Origin of the sequence: Pseudomonas sp. 5P_3.1_Bac2, from assembly GCF_025465995.1 — a bacterium.
Taxonomy (GTDB): Bacteria; Pseudomonadota; Gammaproteobacteria; order Pseudomonadales; family Pseudomonadaceae; genus Aquipseudomonas.
In genome coordinates this window covers 19458-35205 of sequence record NZ_JANLNY010000030.1, presented here as the reverse complement: position 1 = coordinate 35205, position 15748 = coordinate 19458, and the positions used below count along the sequence as shown (strand labels likewise).

Annotated in this window: 30 protein-coding genes; all 30 read right to left on the bottom strand. The window is 54.5% G+C overall.

The genetic code is table 11. The features are described 5' to 3' along the window. Positions 1-27: 27 nt before the first annotated feature. The 30 genes from bfr to tuf all read right to left on the bottom strand — a co-directional run bounded on the left by bfr (position 28) and on the right by tuf (position 15742). A complete protein-coding gene (bfr, locus tag NTD81_RS19570) occupies positions 28-492 on the bottom strand; it encodes a bacterioferritin (RefSeq protein ID WP_262184415.1) in 465 nt (154 codons plus the stop codon). 229 nt (positions 493-721) lie between these two features. After that, entirely contained in the window at positions 722-1108 is a 387-nt protein-coding gene (gene rplQ, locus NTD81_RS19565) for a 50S ribosomal protein L17 (RefSeq protein ID WP_010487018.1), read from the bottom strand. 42 nt (positions 1109-1150) lie between these two features. Then, positions 1151-2152, bottom strand: a complete 1002-nt coding sequence (locus NTD81_RS19560) for a DNA-directed RNA polymerase subunit alpha (protein WP_262184414.1) — start codon at positions 2150-2152, stop codon at positions 1151-1153. A 22-nt stretch (positions 2153-2174) separates the two neighbouring features. Continuing rightward, on the bottom strand, positions 2175-2795 hold the full coding sequence (rpsD, locus tag NTD81_RS19555) for a 30S ribosomal protein S4 (protein ID WP_262184413.1): 621 nt from the start codon (positions 2793-2795) through the stop codon (positions 2175-2177). A 17-nt stretch (positions 2796-2812) separates the two neighbouring features. Then, on the bottom strand, positions 2813-3202 hold the full coding sequence (gene rpsK, locus NTD81_RS19550; RefSeq protein WP_262184412.1) for a 30S ribosomal protein S11: 390 nt from the start codon (positions 3200-3202) through the stop codon (positions 2813-2815). Positions 3203-3232: 30 nt separating this feature from the next. Further along, the gene (gene rpsM, locus NTD81_RS19545; protein ID WP_262184411.1) at positions 3233-3589 is read right to left on the bottom strand and encodes a 30S ribosomal protein S13; all 357 of its coding nucleotides are present in this window, start codon (positions 3587-3589) and stop codon (positions 3233-3235) included. 132 nt (positions 3590-3721) lie between these two features. Continuing rightward, on the bottom strand, positions 3722-3838 hold the full coding sequence (rpmJ, locus tag NTD81_RS19540) for a 50S ribosomal protein L36 (RefSeq protein ID WP_002555468.1): 117 nt from the start codon (positions 3836-3838) through the stop codon (positions 3722-3724). Positions 3839-3866: 28 nt separating this feature from the next. After that, positions 3867-5198, bottom strand: coding sequence for a preprotein translocase subunit SecY (gene secY / locus NTD81_RS19535; RefSeq protein ID WP_262184410.1), 1332 nt, complete (start codon positions 5196-5198; stop codon positions 3867-3869). Further along, positions 5199-5633 (bottom strand): 50S ribosomal protein L15, encoded by a 435-nt coding sequence (rplO, locus tag NTD81_RS19530; protein ID WP_108487733.1) that lies wholly within the window; start codon positions 5631-5633, stop codon positions 5199-5201. It lies immediately after the preceding gene. A gap of 2 nt (positions 5634-5635) precedes the next feature. After that, the gene (gene rpmD / locus NTD81_RS19525) at positions 5636-5815 is read right to left on the bottom strand and encodes a 50S ribosomal protein L30 (RefSeq protein ID WP_262184409.1); all 180 of its coding nucleotides are present in this window, start codon (positions 5813-5815) and stop codon (positions 5636-5638) included. Positions 5816-5817: 2 nt separating this feature from the next. Next, complete coding sequence (rpsE, locus tag NTD81_RS19520) at positions 5818-6318, bottom strand: 30S ribosomal protein S5 (protein WP_262184408.1); 501 nt, start codon at positions 6316-6318, stop codon at positions 5818-5820. Between the two features lie 3 nt (positions 6319-6321). Then, positions 6322-6672 (bottom strand): 50S ribosomal protein L18, encoded by a 351-nt coding sequence (gene rplR, locus NTD81_RS19515; protein WP_003293038.1) that lies wholly within the window; start codon positions 6670-6672, stop codon positions 6322-6324. A 10-nt stretch (positions 6673-6682) separates the two neighbouring features. Continuing rightward, a complete protein-coding gene (gene rplF, locus NTD81_RS19510) occupies positions 6683-7216 on the bottom strand; it encodes a 50S ribosomal protein L6 (RefSeq protein ID WP_262184407.1) in 534 nt (177 codons plus the stop codon). A gap of 12 nt (positions 7217-7228) precedes the next feature. Then, positions 7229-7621: a 30S ribosomal protein S8 gene (gene rpsH / locus NTD81_RS19505; RefSeq protein ID WP_069519903.1), complete on the bottom strand. Its 393-nt coding sequence runs from the start codon at positions 7619-7621 to the stop codon at positions 7229-7231. Positions 7622-7805: 184 nt separating this feature from the next. Continuing rightward, positions 7806-8111, bottom strand: coding sequence for a 30S ribosomal protein S14 (gene rpsN, locus NTD81_RS19500; RefSeq protein WP_262184406.1), 306 nt, complete (start codon positions 8109-8111; stop codon positions 7806-7808). A 14-nt stretch (positions 8112-8125) separates the two neighbouring features. After that, positions 8126-8665 (bottom strand): 50S ribosomal protein L5, encoded by a 540-nt coding sequence (gene rplE / locus NTD81_RS19495; protein WP_262184405.1) that lies wholly within the window; start codon positions 8663-8665, stop codon positions 8126-8128. A 20-nt stretch (positions 8666-8685) separates the two neighbouring features. Further along, positions 8686-9000: a 50S ribosomal protein L24 gene (rplX, locus tag NTD81_RS19490; RefSeq protein WP_008374158.1), complete on the bottom strand. Its 315-nt coding sequence runs from the start codon at positions 8998-9000 to the stop codon at positions 8686-8688. A gap of 11 nt (positions 9001-9011) precedes the next feature. Then, on the bottom strand, positions 9012-9380 hold the full coding sequence (rplN, locus tag NTD81_RS19485; RefSeq protein ID WP_003281831.1) for a 50S ribosomal protein L14: 369 nt from the start codon (positions 9378-9380) through the stop codon (positions 9012-9014). Positions 9381-9403: 23 nt separating this feature from the next. Beyond that, complete coding sequence (gene rpsQ, locus NTD81_RS19480) at positions 9404-9670, bottom strand: 30S ribosomal protein S17 (RefSeq protein WP_262184404.1); 267 nt, start codon at positions 9668-9670, stop codon at positions 9404-9406. Between the two features lie 2 nt (positions 9671-9672). Continuing rightward, positions 9673-9864 (bottom strand): 50S ribosomal protein L29, encoded by a 192-nt coding sequence (rpmC, locus tag NTD81_RS19475; protein WP_002555481.1) that lies wholly within the window; start codon positions 9862-9864, stop codon positions 9673-9675. Further along, positions 9864-10277, bottom strand: coding sequence for a 50S ribosomal protein L16 (gene rplP / locus NTD81_RS19470; protein WP_042552939.1), 414 nt, complete (start codon positions 10275-10277; stop codon positions 9864-9866). Before rplP ends, rpmC begins: the two co-directional genes overlap by 1 nt. Positions 10278-10289: 12 nt before the next feature. Then, complete coding sequence (gene rpsC, locus NTD81_RS19465) at positions 10290-10976, bottom strand: 30S ribosomal protein S3 (protein ID WP_262184403.1); 687 nt, start codon at positions 10974-10976, stop codon at positions 10290-10292. 13 nt (positions 10977-10989) lie between these two features. Next, complete coding sequence (gene rplV, locus NTD81_RS19460; RefSeq protein ID WP_014854224.1) at positions 10990-11322, bottom strand: 50S ribosomal protein L22; 333 nt, start codon at positions 11320-11322, stop codon at positions 10990-10992. Between the two features lie 11 nt (positions 11323-11333). Next, positions 11334-11609: a 30S ribosomal protein S19 gene (rpsS, locus tag NTD81_RS19455; protein ID WP_010486981.1), complete on the bottom strand. Its 276-nt coding sequence runs from the start codon at positions 11607-11609 to the stop codon at positions 11334-11336. Positions 11610-11625: 16 nt separating this feature from the next. Continuing rightward, on the bottom strand, positions 11626-12450 hold the full coding sequence (rplB, locus tag NTD81_RS19450; RefSeq protein ID WP_262184402.1) for a 50S ribosomal protein L2: 825 nt from the start codon (positions 12448-12450) through the stop codon (positions 11626-11628). Positions 12451-12464: 14 nt separating this feature from the next. Further along, positions 12465-12764: a 50S ribosomal protein L23 gene (gene rplW / locus NTD81_RS19445; RefSeq protein ID WP_262184401.1), complete on the bottom strand. Its 300-nt coding sequence runs from the start codon at positions 12762-12764 to the stop codon at positions 12465-12467. Next, positions 12761-13363: a 50S ribosomal protein L4 gene (gene rplD, locus NTD81_RS19440; RefSeq protein WP_262184400.1), complete on the bottom strand. Its 603-nt coding sequence runs from the start codon at positions 13361-13363 to the stop codon at positions 12761-12763. The genes rplW and rplD overlap by 4 nt, the downstream gene beginning before the upstream one ends. Before the next feature lie 12 nt (positions 13364-13375). After that, a complete protein-coding gene (rplC, locus tag NTD81_RS19435) occupies positions 13376-14011 on the bottom strand; it encodes a 50S ribosomal protein L3 (protein WP_262184399.1) in 636 nt (211 codons plus the stop codon). An 84-nt stretch (positions 14012-14095) separates the two neighbouring features. Next, positions 14096-14407, bottom strand: coding sequence for a 30S ribosomal protein S10 (gene rpsJ / locus NTD81_RS19430; RefSeq protein ID WP_013789756.1), 312 nt, complete (start codon positions 14405-14407; stop codon positions 14096-14098). 141 nt (positions 14408-14548) lie between these two features. Continuing rightward, positions 14549-15742 carry an elongation factor Tu gene (gene tuf / locus NTD81_RS19425; protein ID WP_262184397.1) on the bottom strand — a complete coding sequence of 398 codons (1194 nt, stop codon included), beginning with the start codon at positions 15740-15742 and terminating at the stop codon, positions 14549-14551. Positions 15743-15748: the final 6 nt, after the last annotated feature.

The window sequence follows — 15748 nt, the reverse complement described above, 5'->3', positions numbered from 1 at the left end:
CGGGGCTTTTTTATGCACAGGCGCCGCTTACATCTGCGTTTGCAGATAGTTTTCCAAGCCGACTTTATCGATCAGGCCCAGTTGGATTTCCAACCAGTAGGCGTGATCTTCCTCAGTATCTTTAAGTTGCAGCAACAGCATGTCGCGGGACTGGTAGTCCTGATGCTTCTCGCACAGGGCAATACCTTTACTCAACGCCGCGCGCACATGGTATTCCAACGCCAAATCCAGCTTGAGCATCTCCGGTACGCTTTGGCCGAAGGTAAAGCTGTCCGGCACCATATCCGGAGCCCCCTCCAAGAACAGGATGCGTTTGAGAATGGCATCGGCGTGCTGCGTCTCTTCTTCCATCTCGTGGTTGATACGCTCGTAGAGCTTGGTAAAGCCCCAGTCTTCATACAGCCGCGAGTGAACAAAATATTGGTCACGAGCAGCCAGCTCACCCTTGAGCAGCACCTTGAGGTAATCAATAACTTCAATATGACCTTTCATGGGGCAATTCCTTTAGCAAACAGCGTGAGACATCAGCATGCGCCTCAGCCAACTCTAGCAGGCCAGTGCGCAGCCATTTAATGGATTGATCACCACGCAAAACGATCGATCCTTACTCAACCACCCGATGCTTGCCGAAAATAATAAAGACAATCATCAGGAGAACATTTATCAGTTGCCCAAAATGCAAAAAACCGGGCCAAGGCCCGGTTTTTCTACAACCTACAACTTACTCAGCAGCTTCAACTGTGCCGCCGACCGGACGGTCAACCAGCTCAACATAAGCCATTGGAGCATTGTCGCCAGCGCGGAAACCGCACTTGAGGATACGCAGGTAACCGCCCTGACGGGTGGCGTAGCGCTTGCCCAGGTCGTTGAACAGTTTGCCAACGATGGCTTTCGAACGAGTACGGTCGAAGGCCAGACGACGGTTAGCAACGCTGTCTTCTTTAGCCAGAGTGATCAGCGGCTCAGCAACGCGACGCAGTTCTTTGGCTTTCGGCAGAGTAGTTTTGATCAGCTCATGCTCGAACAGCGATACCGCCATGTTCTGGAACATGGCCTTGCGGTGTGCGCTGGTGCGGCTGAGGTGACGGCCACTTTTACGATGACGCATGGTTCAATTCCTTACCAAACTCACGTTTGGTGATGATGACGATCAGGCAGTCGCCTTATCGTCTTTCTTCAGACTTGCCGGCGGCCAGTTGTCGAGGCGCATACCGAGGGACAGACCACGAGAAGCCAGAACATCCTTGATTTCGGTCAGGGATTTCTTGCCCAGGTTCGGGGTTTTCAACAGTTCTACTTCAGTGCGCTGAATCAGGTCACCGATGTAGTAAATGTTTTCTGCCTTGAGGCAGTTAGCCGAACGTACGGTCAGTTCCAGGTCGTCCACAGGACGCAACAAGATCGGATCGATCTCGTCTTCCTGCTCGATAACCACAGGCTCACTGTCACCTTTGAGGTCGACGAACGCAGCCAACTGCTGTTGCAGAATGGTTGCAGCACGGCGGATAGCCTCTTCAGGGTCCAGAGTACCGTTGGTCTCCAGATCGATAACCAGTTTGTCCAGGTTAGTACGCTGCTCAACACGAGCGTTTTCCACCACGTACGAAACTCGGCGTACCGGGCTAAACGAAGCATCCAGCTGCAAGCGACCAATGCTGCGGCTTTCGTCTTCATCGCTCTGACGAGCGTCAGCCGGCTCATAGCCGCGACCACGAGCTATGGTGAGCTTCATGTTCAGCGCGCCAGTGTTAGCCAAGTTGGCGATAACGTGGTCGCCATTGACGATTTCGACATCGTGATCCAGCTGAATATCGGCAGCGGTAACTACGCCCGAGCCCTTCTTCGCCAGAGTCAGAGTCACTTCGTCACGGCCATGCAGCTTGACAGCCAGACCTTTCAGGTTGAGCAGGATTTCAATGACATCTTCCTGAACACCTTCGATGGCGCTGTACTCATGGAGTACGCCATCAATCTCGGCCTCGACTACTGCACAGCCAGGCATGGAGGACAACAGGATGCGACGCAGCGCGTTGCCCAGGGTATGGCCAAAACCACGCTCGAGAGGCTCGAGAGTGATCTTTGCACGGGTCGGACTGACCACCTGCACATCAATGTGACGGGGGGTCAGGAACTCATTTACCGAAATCTGCATGGATGCACCTATTTTCTAGCCCTTACTTGGAGTAGAGCTCGACAATCAGGCTTTCGTTGATGTCGGCCGAGAGGTCACTGCGAGCTGGGACGCTTTTGAACACGCCAGACTTCTTCTCAGTGTCTACTTCTACCCATTCAACGCGGCCACGCTGAGCACACAGCTCGAGTGCTTGAGCGATGCGCAGCTGATTTTTCGATTTCTCGCGAACTGCAACGACGTCACCAGCACGAACTTGGTAGGACGGAACGTTTACAGTTTTGCCGTTTACGCTAATCGACTTGTGCGATACCAGCTGACGGGATTCAGCGCGGGTAGCACCGTAGCCCATACGATAAACGACGTTATCCAGACGGCACTCAAGCAGTTGCAGCAGGTTTTCACCAGTAGCGCCTTTCTGACTGGCAGCTTGCTTGTAGTAACCGCTGAATTGACGCTCGAGTACGCCGTAGATACGACGAACTTTTTGCTTCTCACGCAGCTGGGTGCCGTACTCAGACTGACGGCCACGGCGCTGACCGTGGATACCTGGGGCTGCTTCGATGTTGCACTTCGATTCCAGAGCGCGAACGCCGCTTTTCAGGAAAAGATCAGTGCCTTCACGACGAGACAGTTTGCATTTGGGACCAATGTAACGAGCCATTTCTCACTGTCTCCTGATTACACGCGACGCTTCTTCGAAGGACGGCACCCGTTATGCGGGATTGGCGTCACATCGGTGATGCTGGCGATCTTGTAGCCGCAGCCGTTCAAAGCACGGACAGCGGATTCGCGACCTGGGCCAGGGCCTTTGACGTTTACGTCAAGGTTTTTCAGGCCATATTCCAGCGCAGCTTGACCAGCACGCTCGGCAGCTACCTGAGCAGCGAACGGGGTGCTTTTACGCGAACCGCGGAAACCCGAACCACCGGAGGTAGCCCAGGACAGAGCGTTGCCCTGACGGTCAGTGATGGTCACGATAGTGTTGTTGAAAGAAGCGTGGATGTGGGCGATGCCATCAACCACCGTCTTTTTGATTTTTTTACGAGTACGAGCAGCAGGTTTTGCCATGACTAGATTCCTGTCGATGCGCGAATGCGATTACTTGCGGATCGGCTTACGCGGGCCCTTACGGGTACGCGCGTTGGTCTTGGTACGCTGACCGCGAACCGGGAGACCGCGACGATGACGCAGACCACGGTAGCAACCCAGGTCCATCAAGCGCTTGATTTTCATGTTCACTTCACGACGCAGGTCACCTTCGGTATTCACCTTGGCTACTTCGCCACGCAGCTGCTCGATCTGCTCGTCAGAGAGATCTTTGATTTTTGCCGCTGGATTAACACCGGCAGCAGCACAGATTTTCTGTGCAGTGGTGCGACCAACACCATAGATGTAGGTCAGCGAGATAACAGTGTGCTTGTTATCCGGAATGTTAACGCCTGCAATACGGGCCATTCAGTGGAACTCCAATTGACAGCTACCTACGCCCCGGAAGCCAAGAAATAGGGCGCGAGATATTAACGCTGTAGAAACAAATAATCAACCCGGCAGCGCACTAGCTGCCGGGCTTATAACGCTCACTCACACTCAGCCTTGGCGCTGTTTGTGACGCGGTTCCGCGCTGCAAATTACTCGTACAACGCCTTCACGGCGAATAATTTTGCAGTTACGGCACAGCTTTTTCACCGATGCACGAACTTTCATCACCAACTCCTCGAACCTTAAGGGACTACTAGCGCAACAGACCGTTGCCGCCATAGCCTTTCAGGTTGGCTTTCTTCATCAGGGATTCGTACTGGTGTGAAACGAGGTGCGATTGTACTTGCGACATAAAGTCCATAACAACCACTACCACAATCAGCAACGAGGTCCCGCCAAGATAGAACGGTACGTTGGCAGCCACCACCAAGAACTGGGGCAGCAAACATACGGCCGTCATGTACAGAGCACCGAACATGGTCAAGCGAGTCAACACGCCATCGATATAGCGCGCCGATTGCTCACCGGGACGGATACCCGGAATAAAGGCACCGGACTTCTTCAGGTTTTCCGCTACGTCTTTCGGGTTGAACATCAGCGCTGTATAGAAGAAGCAGAAGAACACGATCCCTGCACTAAACAGCAAGATGTACAACGGCTGACCAGGAGCGATAGCCTGTGAAATATCCTGCAGCCAGCCCATTTTTTCGGACTGACCAAACCAGGCACCCAGCGAAGCCGGGAATAACAGAAGGCTGCTGGCGAAAATAGCCGGGATAACCCCCGCCATATTCACCTTCAACGGCAAGTGGCTAGTCTGCGCAGCAAACACCTTACGACCCTGCTGACGCTTGGCGTAGTGCACCGCAATGCGACGCTGACCACGCTCAATGAACACCACAAAACCGATAATCGCTACTGCCAGCAAACCGATGGCGATCAAGGCAAAGATGTTGATGTCACCCTGACGGGCCGACTCAAACGATTGCCCGATCGCCGACGGCAGACCGGCTACGATGCCAGAGAAAATCAGCATCGAGATACCGTTGCCAACACCACGCTCGGTGATCTGCTCGCCTAACCACATCATGAACATTGCGCCGGCCACAAAGGTGGTCACCGCAACGAAGTGGAAGCCGAAATCAGCCGAAAACGCTACGCCTTGGCTGGCCAGGCCGACGGACATGCCGAAAGCCTGAACAATAGCCAAGACGAGGGTGCCGTAGCGGGTGTACTGGCTGATCTTGCGACGGCCAGCTTCACCTTCCTTCTTCAACTGCTCCAGCTGCGGGCTAACAGCAGTCATGAGCTGCATGATGATCGATGCCGAGATGTACGGCATGATCCCCAATGCAAAAATGCTCATGCGCTCCAGCGCGCCGCCGGAAAACATGTTGAACAAGCTAAGAATGGTCCCCTCATTCTGTCGAAACAGGTCCGCCAGCCGATCAGGGTTAATGCCTGGAACTGGGATGTGTGCACCTATCCGATAGACGATGATCGCCAAGAATAGAAAGCGCAAACGAGCCCAGAGCTCGGATAACCCGCCTTTGCTGAGCGCTGAGAGAGCACCTTGCTTAGCCATTTATTCCTCGAACTTACCGCCAGCTGCTTCGATAGCCGCGCGCGCACCTTTGGTGGCGGCGATACCTTTAAGGGTGACTGCCTGAGTAACTTCACCGCTCAGCATGACTTTCACACGCTGGACGTTTTGGTTGATCAGGTTGGCATCCTTCAGCGACTGCAGAGTAACAATGCCGCCTTCGACTTTGTTCAGCTCGGAAGTACGCACTTCGGCGCGATCCATAGCTTTCAAAGAAACGAAACCGAACTTAGGCAGACGACGGTGCAGAGGCTGCTGGCCGCCCTCGAAACCCGGAGCAATGGTGCCACCGGAACGGGAGGTTTGACCTTTGTGGCCGCGGCCACCAGTCTTACCCAAACCGCTACCGATACCACGGCCCGGACGGTGCTTCTCGCGACGGGAACCCGGCGCAGGACTCAGATCGTTCAGGTACATGATTAACCCTCGACTCGCAGCATGTAGTAGGCCTTGTTGATCATCCCGCGATTTTCGGGAGTATCCAGGACTTCTACGGTGTGACCGATGCGACGCAGACCCAGACCCTTAACGCACAGTTTGTGGTTAGGGATACGGCCGGACGTGCTCTTGATCAGCGTAACTTTTACGGTATTAGCCATGATTAGAGAATCTCCTCGACGCTCTTGCCACGCTTGGCCGCAACGGACGCTGGCGATTGCATGGACTTCAGACCCTTGAAGGTGGCGTAAACCACGTTCACTGGGTTAGTCGAGCCATAGCACTTAGCCAGAACGTTCTGCACGCCAGCCACTTCCAGGACGGCACGCATAGCGCCACCGGCGATAACGCCAGTACCTTCGGAAGCAGGCTGCATGTACACCTTGGAAGCGCCGTGGGCGGATTTCATGGCGTATTGCAGAGTAGTACCGTTGAGGTCTACTTGGATCATGTTGCGACGTGCAGCTTCCATCGCTTTCTGGATGGCAGCTGGCACTTCACGGGATTTACCACGGCCGAAACCGACACGACCTTTACCATCACCAACCACTGTCAGAGCAGTGAAAGTGAAGATACGGCCGCCTTTAACGGTCTTAGCTACGCGGTTAACCTGTACCAGCTTCTCGATATAGCCTTCGTCGCGCTTTTGGTCGTTATTTGCCATAACTTAGAACTCCAGCCCGCCTTCACGAGCAGCATCAGCCAGCGCCTTGACGCGGCCGTGGTACTTGAAGCCAGAACGGTCGAATGCAACCTGAGTCACACCAGCGGCTTTCGCACGCTCAGCAACCAGCTCGCCAACTTTCTTGGCCGCGTCAACGTTGCCAGTGGCGCCGTCACGCAGTGCTTTGTCCAAGGTAGAGGCGCTGGCCAGAACCTTGCTGCCGTCGGCCGAAATGACCTGGGCATAGATGTGCTGCGAAGAGCGATACACGCACAGACGCACGGCTTCGAGCTCGTGCATTTTCAGGCGTGCTTTGCGAGCGCGACGCAGTCGAGTAACTTTTTTGTCGGTCATTTGCTATGCCCTACTTCTTCTTGGCTTCTTTACGACGGACGACTTCGTCTGCGTAACGAACACCTTTGCCCTTGTAAGGTTCAGGACGACGGAAATCACGAATCTCCGCAGCGACCTGACCAACCAGTTGCTTGTCGACACCCTTAATCAGGATCTCGGTCTGGTTCGGGGTTTCAGCCACTACACCTTCCGGCAACTCATAGTCGATCGGATGGGAGAAGCCGAGAGCGAGGTTCAGCACCTGACCTTTGGCTTGTGCTTTATAACCAACACCAACCAGCTGCAGCTTACGCTCGAAGCCAGCGCTAACACCGATCACCATGTTGTTGACCAATGCGCGAGTGGTACCGGCCATCGCACGAGTCTGTTGGTCGCCATTGCGAGCAGCAAAACGCAGCTCACCAGCTTCCTGCAGAATCTCAACGGACGAGTGTACATTCAGCTCTAGAGTACCCTTGGCACCCTTAACCGAAAGCTGTTGGCCGGCGAGTTTAACTTCAACACCAGCTGGCAGCTTAACGGGGTTCTTAGCAACGCGAGACATGCTTATCCCCCCTTAGAACACTGTGCAGAGCACTTCGCCGCCGACACCGGCAGCGCGCGCAGCGCGGTCCGTCATCACACCTTTGTTGGTGGAGACGATGGAAACACCGAGACCGCCACGAACTTTTGGCAGATCATCGACGGATTTGTATTGGCGAAGGCCTGGACGGCTCACGCGCTTAACTTCTTCGATAACCGGACGGCCTTCGAAGTATTTCAGCTCGATGGACAGCTGTGGCTTAACTTCGCCACTGATCTGATAACCCGCAATATAACCTTCGTCTTTCAAAACTTTGGCTACAGCTACCTTCAACGTGGAAGATGGCATGCTTACGACGGACTTTTCAGCCATCTGGGCATTACGGATACGAGTTAGCATGTCCGCTAACGGGTCCTGCATACTCATGGGCTAGACGCTCCTGATACAAAAAGAATTAGCCTTGCGGCTACAGTCGCTGAAATTCTGGGCACATTTAACCCAGGCTCAGGCGAGCCGAGCATTCTAGAGACTGATCAAAAATGAATCAAGCCCCAGAGGGGCTTGATTCACAGATAAAACAAAGCCGGCGCTAGGCCGGCTTTGTTTGTTGTTACCAGCTGGCTTTAACCAGACCTGGAACATCACCACGCATTGCAGCTTCGCGCAGCTTGATACGGGACAGACCGAACTTGCGGAATACGCCGTGCGGACGACCAGTGATGCGGCAACGGTTACGCAGGCGCGAAGCGCTGGCGTCACGTGGTTGCTTCTGCAGGGCTACCTGAGCCGCCCAACGCTCCTCGGGAGTCGCGTTCTGATTGACGATGGTAGCTTTCAGCTCAGCGCGCTTTTTAGCGAACTTAGCTACCGTTTGCTGACGCTTCAGCTCACGGTTTTTCATGCTGGTTTTAGCCATGATCCAAACTCCAATCAGTTACGGAACGGGAATTTGAAAGCACGCAGCAATGCGCGACCTTCATCATCCGTACGTGCGGTGGTGGTCAGGGTGATGTCCAAACCGCGCAGAGCATCGATCTTGTCGTAGTCGATTTCCGGGAAGATGATCTGCTCTTTCACGCCCATGCTGTAGTTGCCACGACCATCGAAGGACTTGGCATTCAGGCCGCGGAAGTCACGTACGCGCGGCAGGGAGATGGACAGCAGACGATCCAGGAACTCGTACATACGCTCACGGCGCAGAGTTACTTTGACGCCGATCGGCCAACCTTCACGAACCTTGAAGCCTGCAATCGACTTACGGGCATAAGTCACAACGACTTTCTGACCGGTGATCTTTTCCAGGTCGGCTACAGCGTGCTCGATGACTTTTTTGTCGCCGATCGCTTCGCCCAGGCCCATGTTCAGGGTGATCTTGGTGATGCGCGGAACTTCCATCACGTTACCGAGCTTAAGTTCTTCCTTAAGCTTCGGCGCGATTTCTTTCCGGTAAATCTCTTTTAGTCGTGCCATGGTCTTCTACCTAGCAGTGTTCAAGCATCAACCGCTTTTTGGGTCGACTTGAAGACACGAATTTTTTTACCTTCTTCTACTTTGAAACCAACGCGATCCGCTTTGTTGGTTTCGCCATTGAAGATGGCCACGTTAGAAGCGTGCAGAGGCGCTTCTTTCTCGACGATACCGCCCTGAACGCCCGACATCGGGTTCGGCTTGGTATGGCGCTTCACCAGGTTGATCCCACCAACGACCAAACGGTCGTCAGCGAGAACCTTGAGCACCTTGCCACGCTTACCTTTGTCTTTACCGGCGATCACGATGATCTCGTCATCACGACGAATCTTTTGCATGTCGGATCTCCTTACAGCACTTCAGGTGCGAGCGAGACGATCTTCATGAACTTCTCAGTACGAAGTTCACGAGTCACTGGCCCAAAAATACGGGTGCCGATCGGCTCTTGCTTGTTGTTCAGCAGAACAGCAGCGTTGCCATCAAAGCGGATGATCGAGCCATCAGGACGGCGAACGCCGTGACGGGTACGGACTACAACAGCAGTCATTACCTGGCCTTTCTTCACCTTACCGCGTGGAATTGCTTCCTTAACGGTAACTTTGATGATGTCGCCGATGCCAGCGTAGCGGCGATGCGAGCCACCCAGCACCTTGATGCACATAACGCGACGAGCACCGCTGTTGTCAGCGACGTCGAGCATGGATTGAGTCTGAATCATATAATTTCTCCGACCCCTAGTCCTTAGACTTCCACTGCGCGTTCGAGGATCTCAACCAGAGCCCAAGACTTGGTCTTGGCCAGCGGACGAGTTTCGGTAATCGAAACTTTGTCGCCGATTTTGCTCTGATTGGTTTCGTCGTGAGCGTGCAGCTTGGTCGAACGCTTAACGTATTTACCGTAGATCGGGTGCTTAACGCGACGCTCGATCAATACGGTGATGGTCTTGTCCATCTTGTCGCTGACGACACGGCCGGTCAGCGTACGGACTGTTTTTTCGGCTTCAGCCATGATCACTTACCTGCCTGCTGGTTGAGCACAGTTTTCACACGAGCGATATCGCGTTTAACTTGCGAGAGCAGGTGAGACTGCCCCAACTGGCCAGTTGCTTTCTGCATACGCAGATTGAACTGGTCGCGCAGCAGGCCGAGCAGTTGCTCGTTCAGCTGCTGTGCTGATTTTTCACGAAGTTCATTCGCTTTCATCACATCACCGTCCGCTTAACAAAGGTGGTGGCGAGCGGCAGCTTTGCAGCAGCCAGGGCGAAAGCCTCACGCGCCAGCTCTTCGGAAACACCCTCGATTTCATACAGGACTTTGCCTGGCTGGATCTGGGCTACCCAATACTCAACGCTACCCTTACCTTTACCCATCCGCACTTCGAGAGGCTTCTTGGTGACAGGCTTGTCCGGGAACACGCGAATCCAGATTTTCCCGCCACGTTTTACGTGACGAGTCAGAGCACGACGAGCGGACTCGATCTGGCGGGCGGTAAGACGACCGCGGGCGACAGACTTCAGCGCGAACTCGCCGAAGCTGACTTTGCTACCGCGCTGAGCCAAGCCACGGTTGTGGCCGGTCATCTGCTTGCGGAACTTCGTACGCTTTGGTTGCAACATTTGGCGTACCCCTTACTTAGCAGCTTTTTTACGAGGCGCAGGTGCTTGTGGTTTCAGTTCTTCGTGGCGACCACCAATTACTTCGCCTTTGAAGATCCAAACCTTGACACCGATCACACCATAAGTGGTGTGCGCTTCGTACGTGGCATAGTCGATATCGGCACGCAGGGTGTGCAATGGCACACGACCTTCGCGATACCATTCAGTACGGGCAATTTCTGCACCGCCCAGACGACCGCTCACTTGGATTTTGATGCCCTTGGCACCGATACGCATGGCGTTCTGTACAGCGCGCTTCATAGCGCGACGGAACATCACACGACGCTCCAGCTGCTGAGCTACGCTCTGCGCAACCAGCATACCGTCGAGCTCCGGCTTGCGGATCTCTTCGATATTGATGTGCACTGGCACACCCATTTGCTTGGTCAGGTCCTGACGCAGCTTCTCAACGTCCTCACCTTTCTTCCCGATAACGATACCTGGACGAGCGGTGTGGATGGTGATGCGTGCGGTTTGAGCCGGGCGAGCAATGTCGATACGGCTTACGGACGCGCTTTTTAGTTTGTCTTGGAGATACTCACGCACCTTCAGATCTGCGAACAGATAGTCGGCATATGTGCGACCGTCTGCGTACCAGACGGAGGTATGATCCTTGACGATTCCCAGGCGAATGCCAATGGGATGTACTTTCTGACCCATCTGATCGACTCCGTTACTTGTCCGCAACCTTGACAGTGATATGGCAAGACCGCTTGACGATGCGATCAGCGCGGCCTTTGGCACGCGGCATGATGCGCTTCAGCGAACGCCCCTCGTTGACGAAAACAGTGCTGACCTTCAGGTCATCAACGTCTGCGCCTTCGTTGTGCTCGGCGTTGGCTACAGCCGACTCCAGCACTTTCTTCATGATCTCGGCAGCTTTCTTGTTAGAGAAAGCCAGCAGGTTGAGCGCTTCGCCCACCTTCTTCCCGCGGATCTGGTCGGCGACCAAGCGGGCTTTCTGGGCGGAGATGCGAGCGCCCGACAACTTAGCGGCTACTTCCATTTCCTTACCCCTTAACGCTTGGCTTTCTTGTCAGCCACGTGCCCACGATAGGTACGAGTGCCGGCAAATTCGCCCAGTTTGTGGCCGACCATGTCTTCGTTCACCAGAACTGGGACGTGTTGACGACCGTTGTGTACAGCGATGGTCAGACCGACCATTTGTGGCAGGATCATGGAACGGCGCGACCAGGTTTTAACTGGCTTGCGATCGTTCTTTTCCACCGCCACTTCGATCTTCTTCAGTAGGTGAAGATCAATAAAAGGACCTTTTTTCAGAGAACGTGGCACTGTCGTATCCCTCTATTTACTTGCGACGACGGACGATCATGTTATCGGTGCGCTTGTTACCACGAGTCTTCGCGCCCTTAGTCGGGAAGCCCCATGGAGACACCGGATGACGACCACCAGAGGTACGACCTTCACCACCACCGTGTGGGTGGTCAACCGGGTTCATGGCAACACCACGAACGGTTGGGCGAACGCCACGCCAGCGCTTAGCACCAGCTTTACCCAGCGAACGCAGGCTGTGCTCGGAGTTCGAGACTTCGCCCAGGGTCGCACGGCATTCAGCCAGGACTTTACGCATTTCACCGGAACGCAGACGCAGGGTCACGTAGACGCCTTCACGAGCGATCAGCTGAGCCGAAGCACCAGCAGAACGAGCGATCTGAGCACCTTTACCCGGCTTCAGTTCGATACCGTGAATAGTGCTACCAACTGGAATGTTACGCAGTTGCAGACTATTGCCTGGCTTGATCGGAGCCATGATGCCAGCAATCAGCTGGTCGCCAGCGCTCACGCCTTTAGGGGCGATGATGTAGCGACGCTCACCGTCAGCGTATTTCAGCAGAGCGATGTGCGCAGTACGGTTCGGATCGTATTCGATACGCTCGACAGTGGCTGGAATGCCATCTTTGTCGTTGCGACGGAAATCGACCAGACGGTAATGCTGCTTGTGACCACCACCGATGTGACGAGTAGTGATACGACCGTTGTTGTTACGACCGCCAGTCTTCGACTTCTTCTCGAGCAGCGGAGCGTACGGAGCGCCTTTGTGCAGCTCCTGATTGACCACCTTGACCACAAAACGGCGGCCAGCGGAAGTCGGTTTGCATTTAACGATTGCCATGATGCACCCCTTCCTTACTCAGCACTGCTGGAGAAATCGAGATCTTGGCCTGGCTGAAGCGAAATGATCGCTTTCTTCCAGTCGTTGCGCTTGCCCAGACCGCGAGCGGTGCGCTTGGTCTTACCCAGAACGTTCTGAGTAGTCACATGCTCAACCTTCACGCCGAACAGGCTTTCAACAGCCTTCTTGATTTCCAGCTTGGTTGCGTCAGTAGCAACCTTGAAAACGAACTGACTTTTCTTGTCAGCGAGAACCGTGGCCTTCTCGGAGATGTGCGGGCCAAGCAGCACTTTAAATACGCGTTCCTGGTTCATCCCAGCAGCTCCTCGAATTTCTTCACGGCAGAAACGGTGACCAGCACCTTTTCGTACGCGATCAGACTGACCGGGTCGGAACCTTGAACGTCGCGCACATCAACGTGCGGCAAGTTGCGGGCAGCCAGGTACAGATTCTCATCTACAGCATCGGACACGATCAAAACGTCGGTCAGACCCATGCCATTCAGCTTGTTCAGCAGGTCTTTAGTCTTCGGCGCTTCAACGCTGAAGTCTTCAACCACGATCAGGCGATCAGTACGAACCAGCTCAGCAAGAATCGAACGGATAGCCGCGCGATACATCTTCTTGTTCAGCTTTTGGTCGTGATTCTGCGGACGGGCCGCAAAGGTCACACCACCGCCACGCCAGATCGGACCACGAGTAGTACCAGCACGAGCACGGCCAGTACCTTTCTGACGCCATGGGCGCTTACCGCCACCGGCTACGTCAGAACGGGTCTTTTGTTGCTTGCTGCCCTGACGGCCGCCGGCCATGTAGGCCACAACAGCTTGGTGAACCAGGGTCTCGTTGTATGCGCCGCCAAAAGTGGCTTCGGATACTTCGATCGCTTGAGCGCCATTTACATTTAATTGCATGTCAGCTTCCCCTTAACCGCGAGCCTTGGCTGCCGGACGGACAACCAGGTTGCCGCCAGTAGCGCCAGGAACGGCACCCTTGACCAGCAGCAGGTTGCGTTCAGCATCGACGCGCACTACTTCCAGGGACTGCACAGTCACGCGCTCAGCACCCATGTGACCGGACATTTTTTTGCCCTTGAATACGCGACCTGGAGTCTGGCATTGGCCAATGGAACCCGGTACACGGTGGGACACGGAGTTACCGTGAGTGTTGTCTTGGCCGCGGAAGTTCCAACGCTTGATGGTACCGGCAAAGCCTTTACCTTTGGACTGACCGGTGACATCCACCAGTTGACCAGCTTGGAAAATTTCAGCGTTGATCAGATCGCCAGCCTGGTAGTCGCCTTCTTCAAGACGGAATTCCAGAACAGTACGACCTGCCGCGACATTCGCCTTAGCGAAGTGACCGGCTTGCGCCTTGCTGACACGAGAAGCGCGACGCTCACCGACAGTGACTTGCACTGCACGATAGCCATCGGACTCTTCAGTTTTGAACTGAGTGACACGATTCGGCTCGATCTCAATGACCGTAACCGGAATGGAGACACCTTCTTCGGTGAAAATACGGGTCATGCCGCATTTACGACCGACTACACCAATAGTCATGTTGTAACCTCATGAGTGTACGGGGCTTTCACCCGCTATGGCCGCCCATTTCAGAGCGTTACACGACTAAAACCTAAAACGGTTTTAGCCGAGGCTGATCTGCACTTCCACGCCAGCCGCAAGGTCGAGCTTCATCAGCGCGTCAACGGTTTTATCCGTTGGCTGGACAATGTCCAGAACACGCTTATGAGTACGGATCTCGTACTGATCACGCGCGTCTTTGTTGACGTGCGGGGAAGTCAGTACAGTGAACCGCTCTTTGCGGGTAGGCAGAGGAATCGGACCACGCACCTGAGCACCAGTACGTTTCGCGGTTTCCACGATTTCCTGGGTTGATTGATCGATCAGGCGATGGTCAAAAGCCTTCAACCGAATACGGATTTGTTGGTTTTGCATTTTGACCTCAGATTCCAAGCTGCTATTCCCAACGGGCGCAATACGCCCGCTAAAAGGAGGCGTGATTCTATAGACGCCCCTAGCAGGTGTCAACCCAATAAAAAAGCCCCCGCAAGCGGAGGCTTTTTCTCAAATCATCACTTAAGCGATGATTTTGGCTACGACGCCAGCGCCGACGGTACGACCGCCTTCACGAATGGCGAAACGCAGACCTTCTTCCATCGCGATGGTTTTGATCAGAGTGACAGTCATTTGAATGTTGTCACCTGGCATTACCATCTCAACGCCTTCTGGCAGTTCGCAGTTACCAGTTACGTCAGTAGTACGGAAGTAGAACTGAGGACGGTAGCCTTTGAAGAACGGAGTATGACGGCCGCCTTCTTCTTTGCTCAGCACGTACACTTCTGCAGTGAAGGTAGTGTGCGGCTTAACCGAACCTGGCTTAACCAGAACCTGACCACGCTCAACGTCGTCACGCTTGGTGCCACGCAGCAGAACGCCACAGTTCTCACCAGCACGGCCTTCGTCCAGCAGCTTGCGGAACATTTCAACGCCGGTGCAAGTGGTCTTGGTGGTGTCACGCAGACCAACGATCTCGATTTCTTCCTGGATCTTAACGATGCCGCGCTCGATACGACCGGTTACCACAGTACCGCGACCGGAGATCGAGAACACGTCTTCGATTGGCATCAGGAACGGCTTGTCGATAGCACGCTCAGGCTCTGGGATGTAGCTGTCCAGAGTCTCAACCAGCTTCTTAACAGCCGAAGTACCCAGACCACCCTCATCTTCACCGTTCAGCGCCATCAGAGCGGAACCGATGATGATTGGAGTGTCGTCACCTGGGAAATCGTAAGTGCTGAGCAGGTCGCGAACTTCCATCTCAACCAGTTCCAGCAGCTCAGCGTCGTCAACCATGTCGGCCTTGTTCAGGAACACGACGATGTAAGGAACGCCTACCTGACGGGACAGCAGGATGTGCTCACGAGTTTGTGGCATCGGACCATCGGCAGCCGAGCAAACCAGGATCGCGCCGTCCATTTGGGCAGCACCAGTGATCATGTTTTTGACGTAGTCGGCGTGGCCTGGGCAGTCAACGTGCGCGTAGTGACGAATAGTCGAGTCGTACTCTACGTGAGCGGTGTTGATGGTGATACCACGAGCTTTTTCTTCTGGAGCGCTGTCGATCTTGTCGAAGTCAACACGAGCCGAACCGAAAACTTCGGAGCAGACGCGAGTCAGAGCAGCGGTCAGAGTGGTTTTACCGTGGTCAACGTGACCGATAGTGCCAACGTTGACGTGCGGTTTGTTACGTTCAAATTTTTCTTTAGCCACGACAAT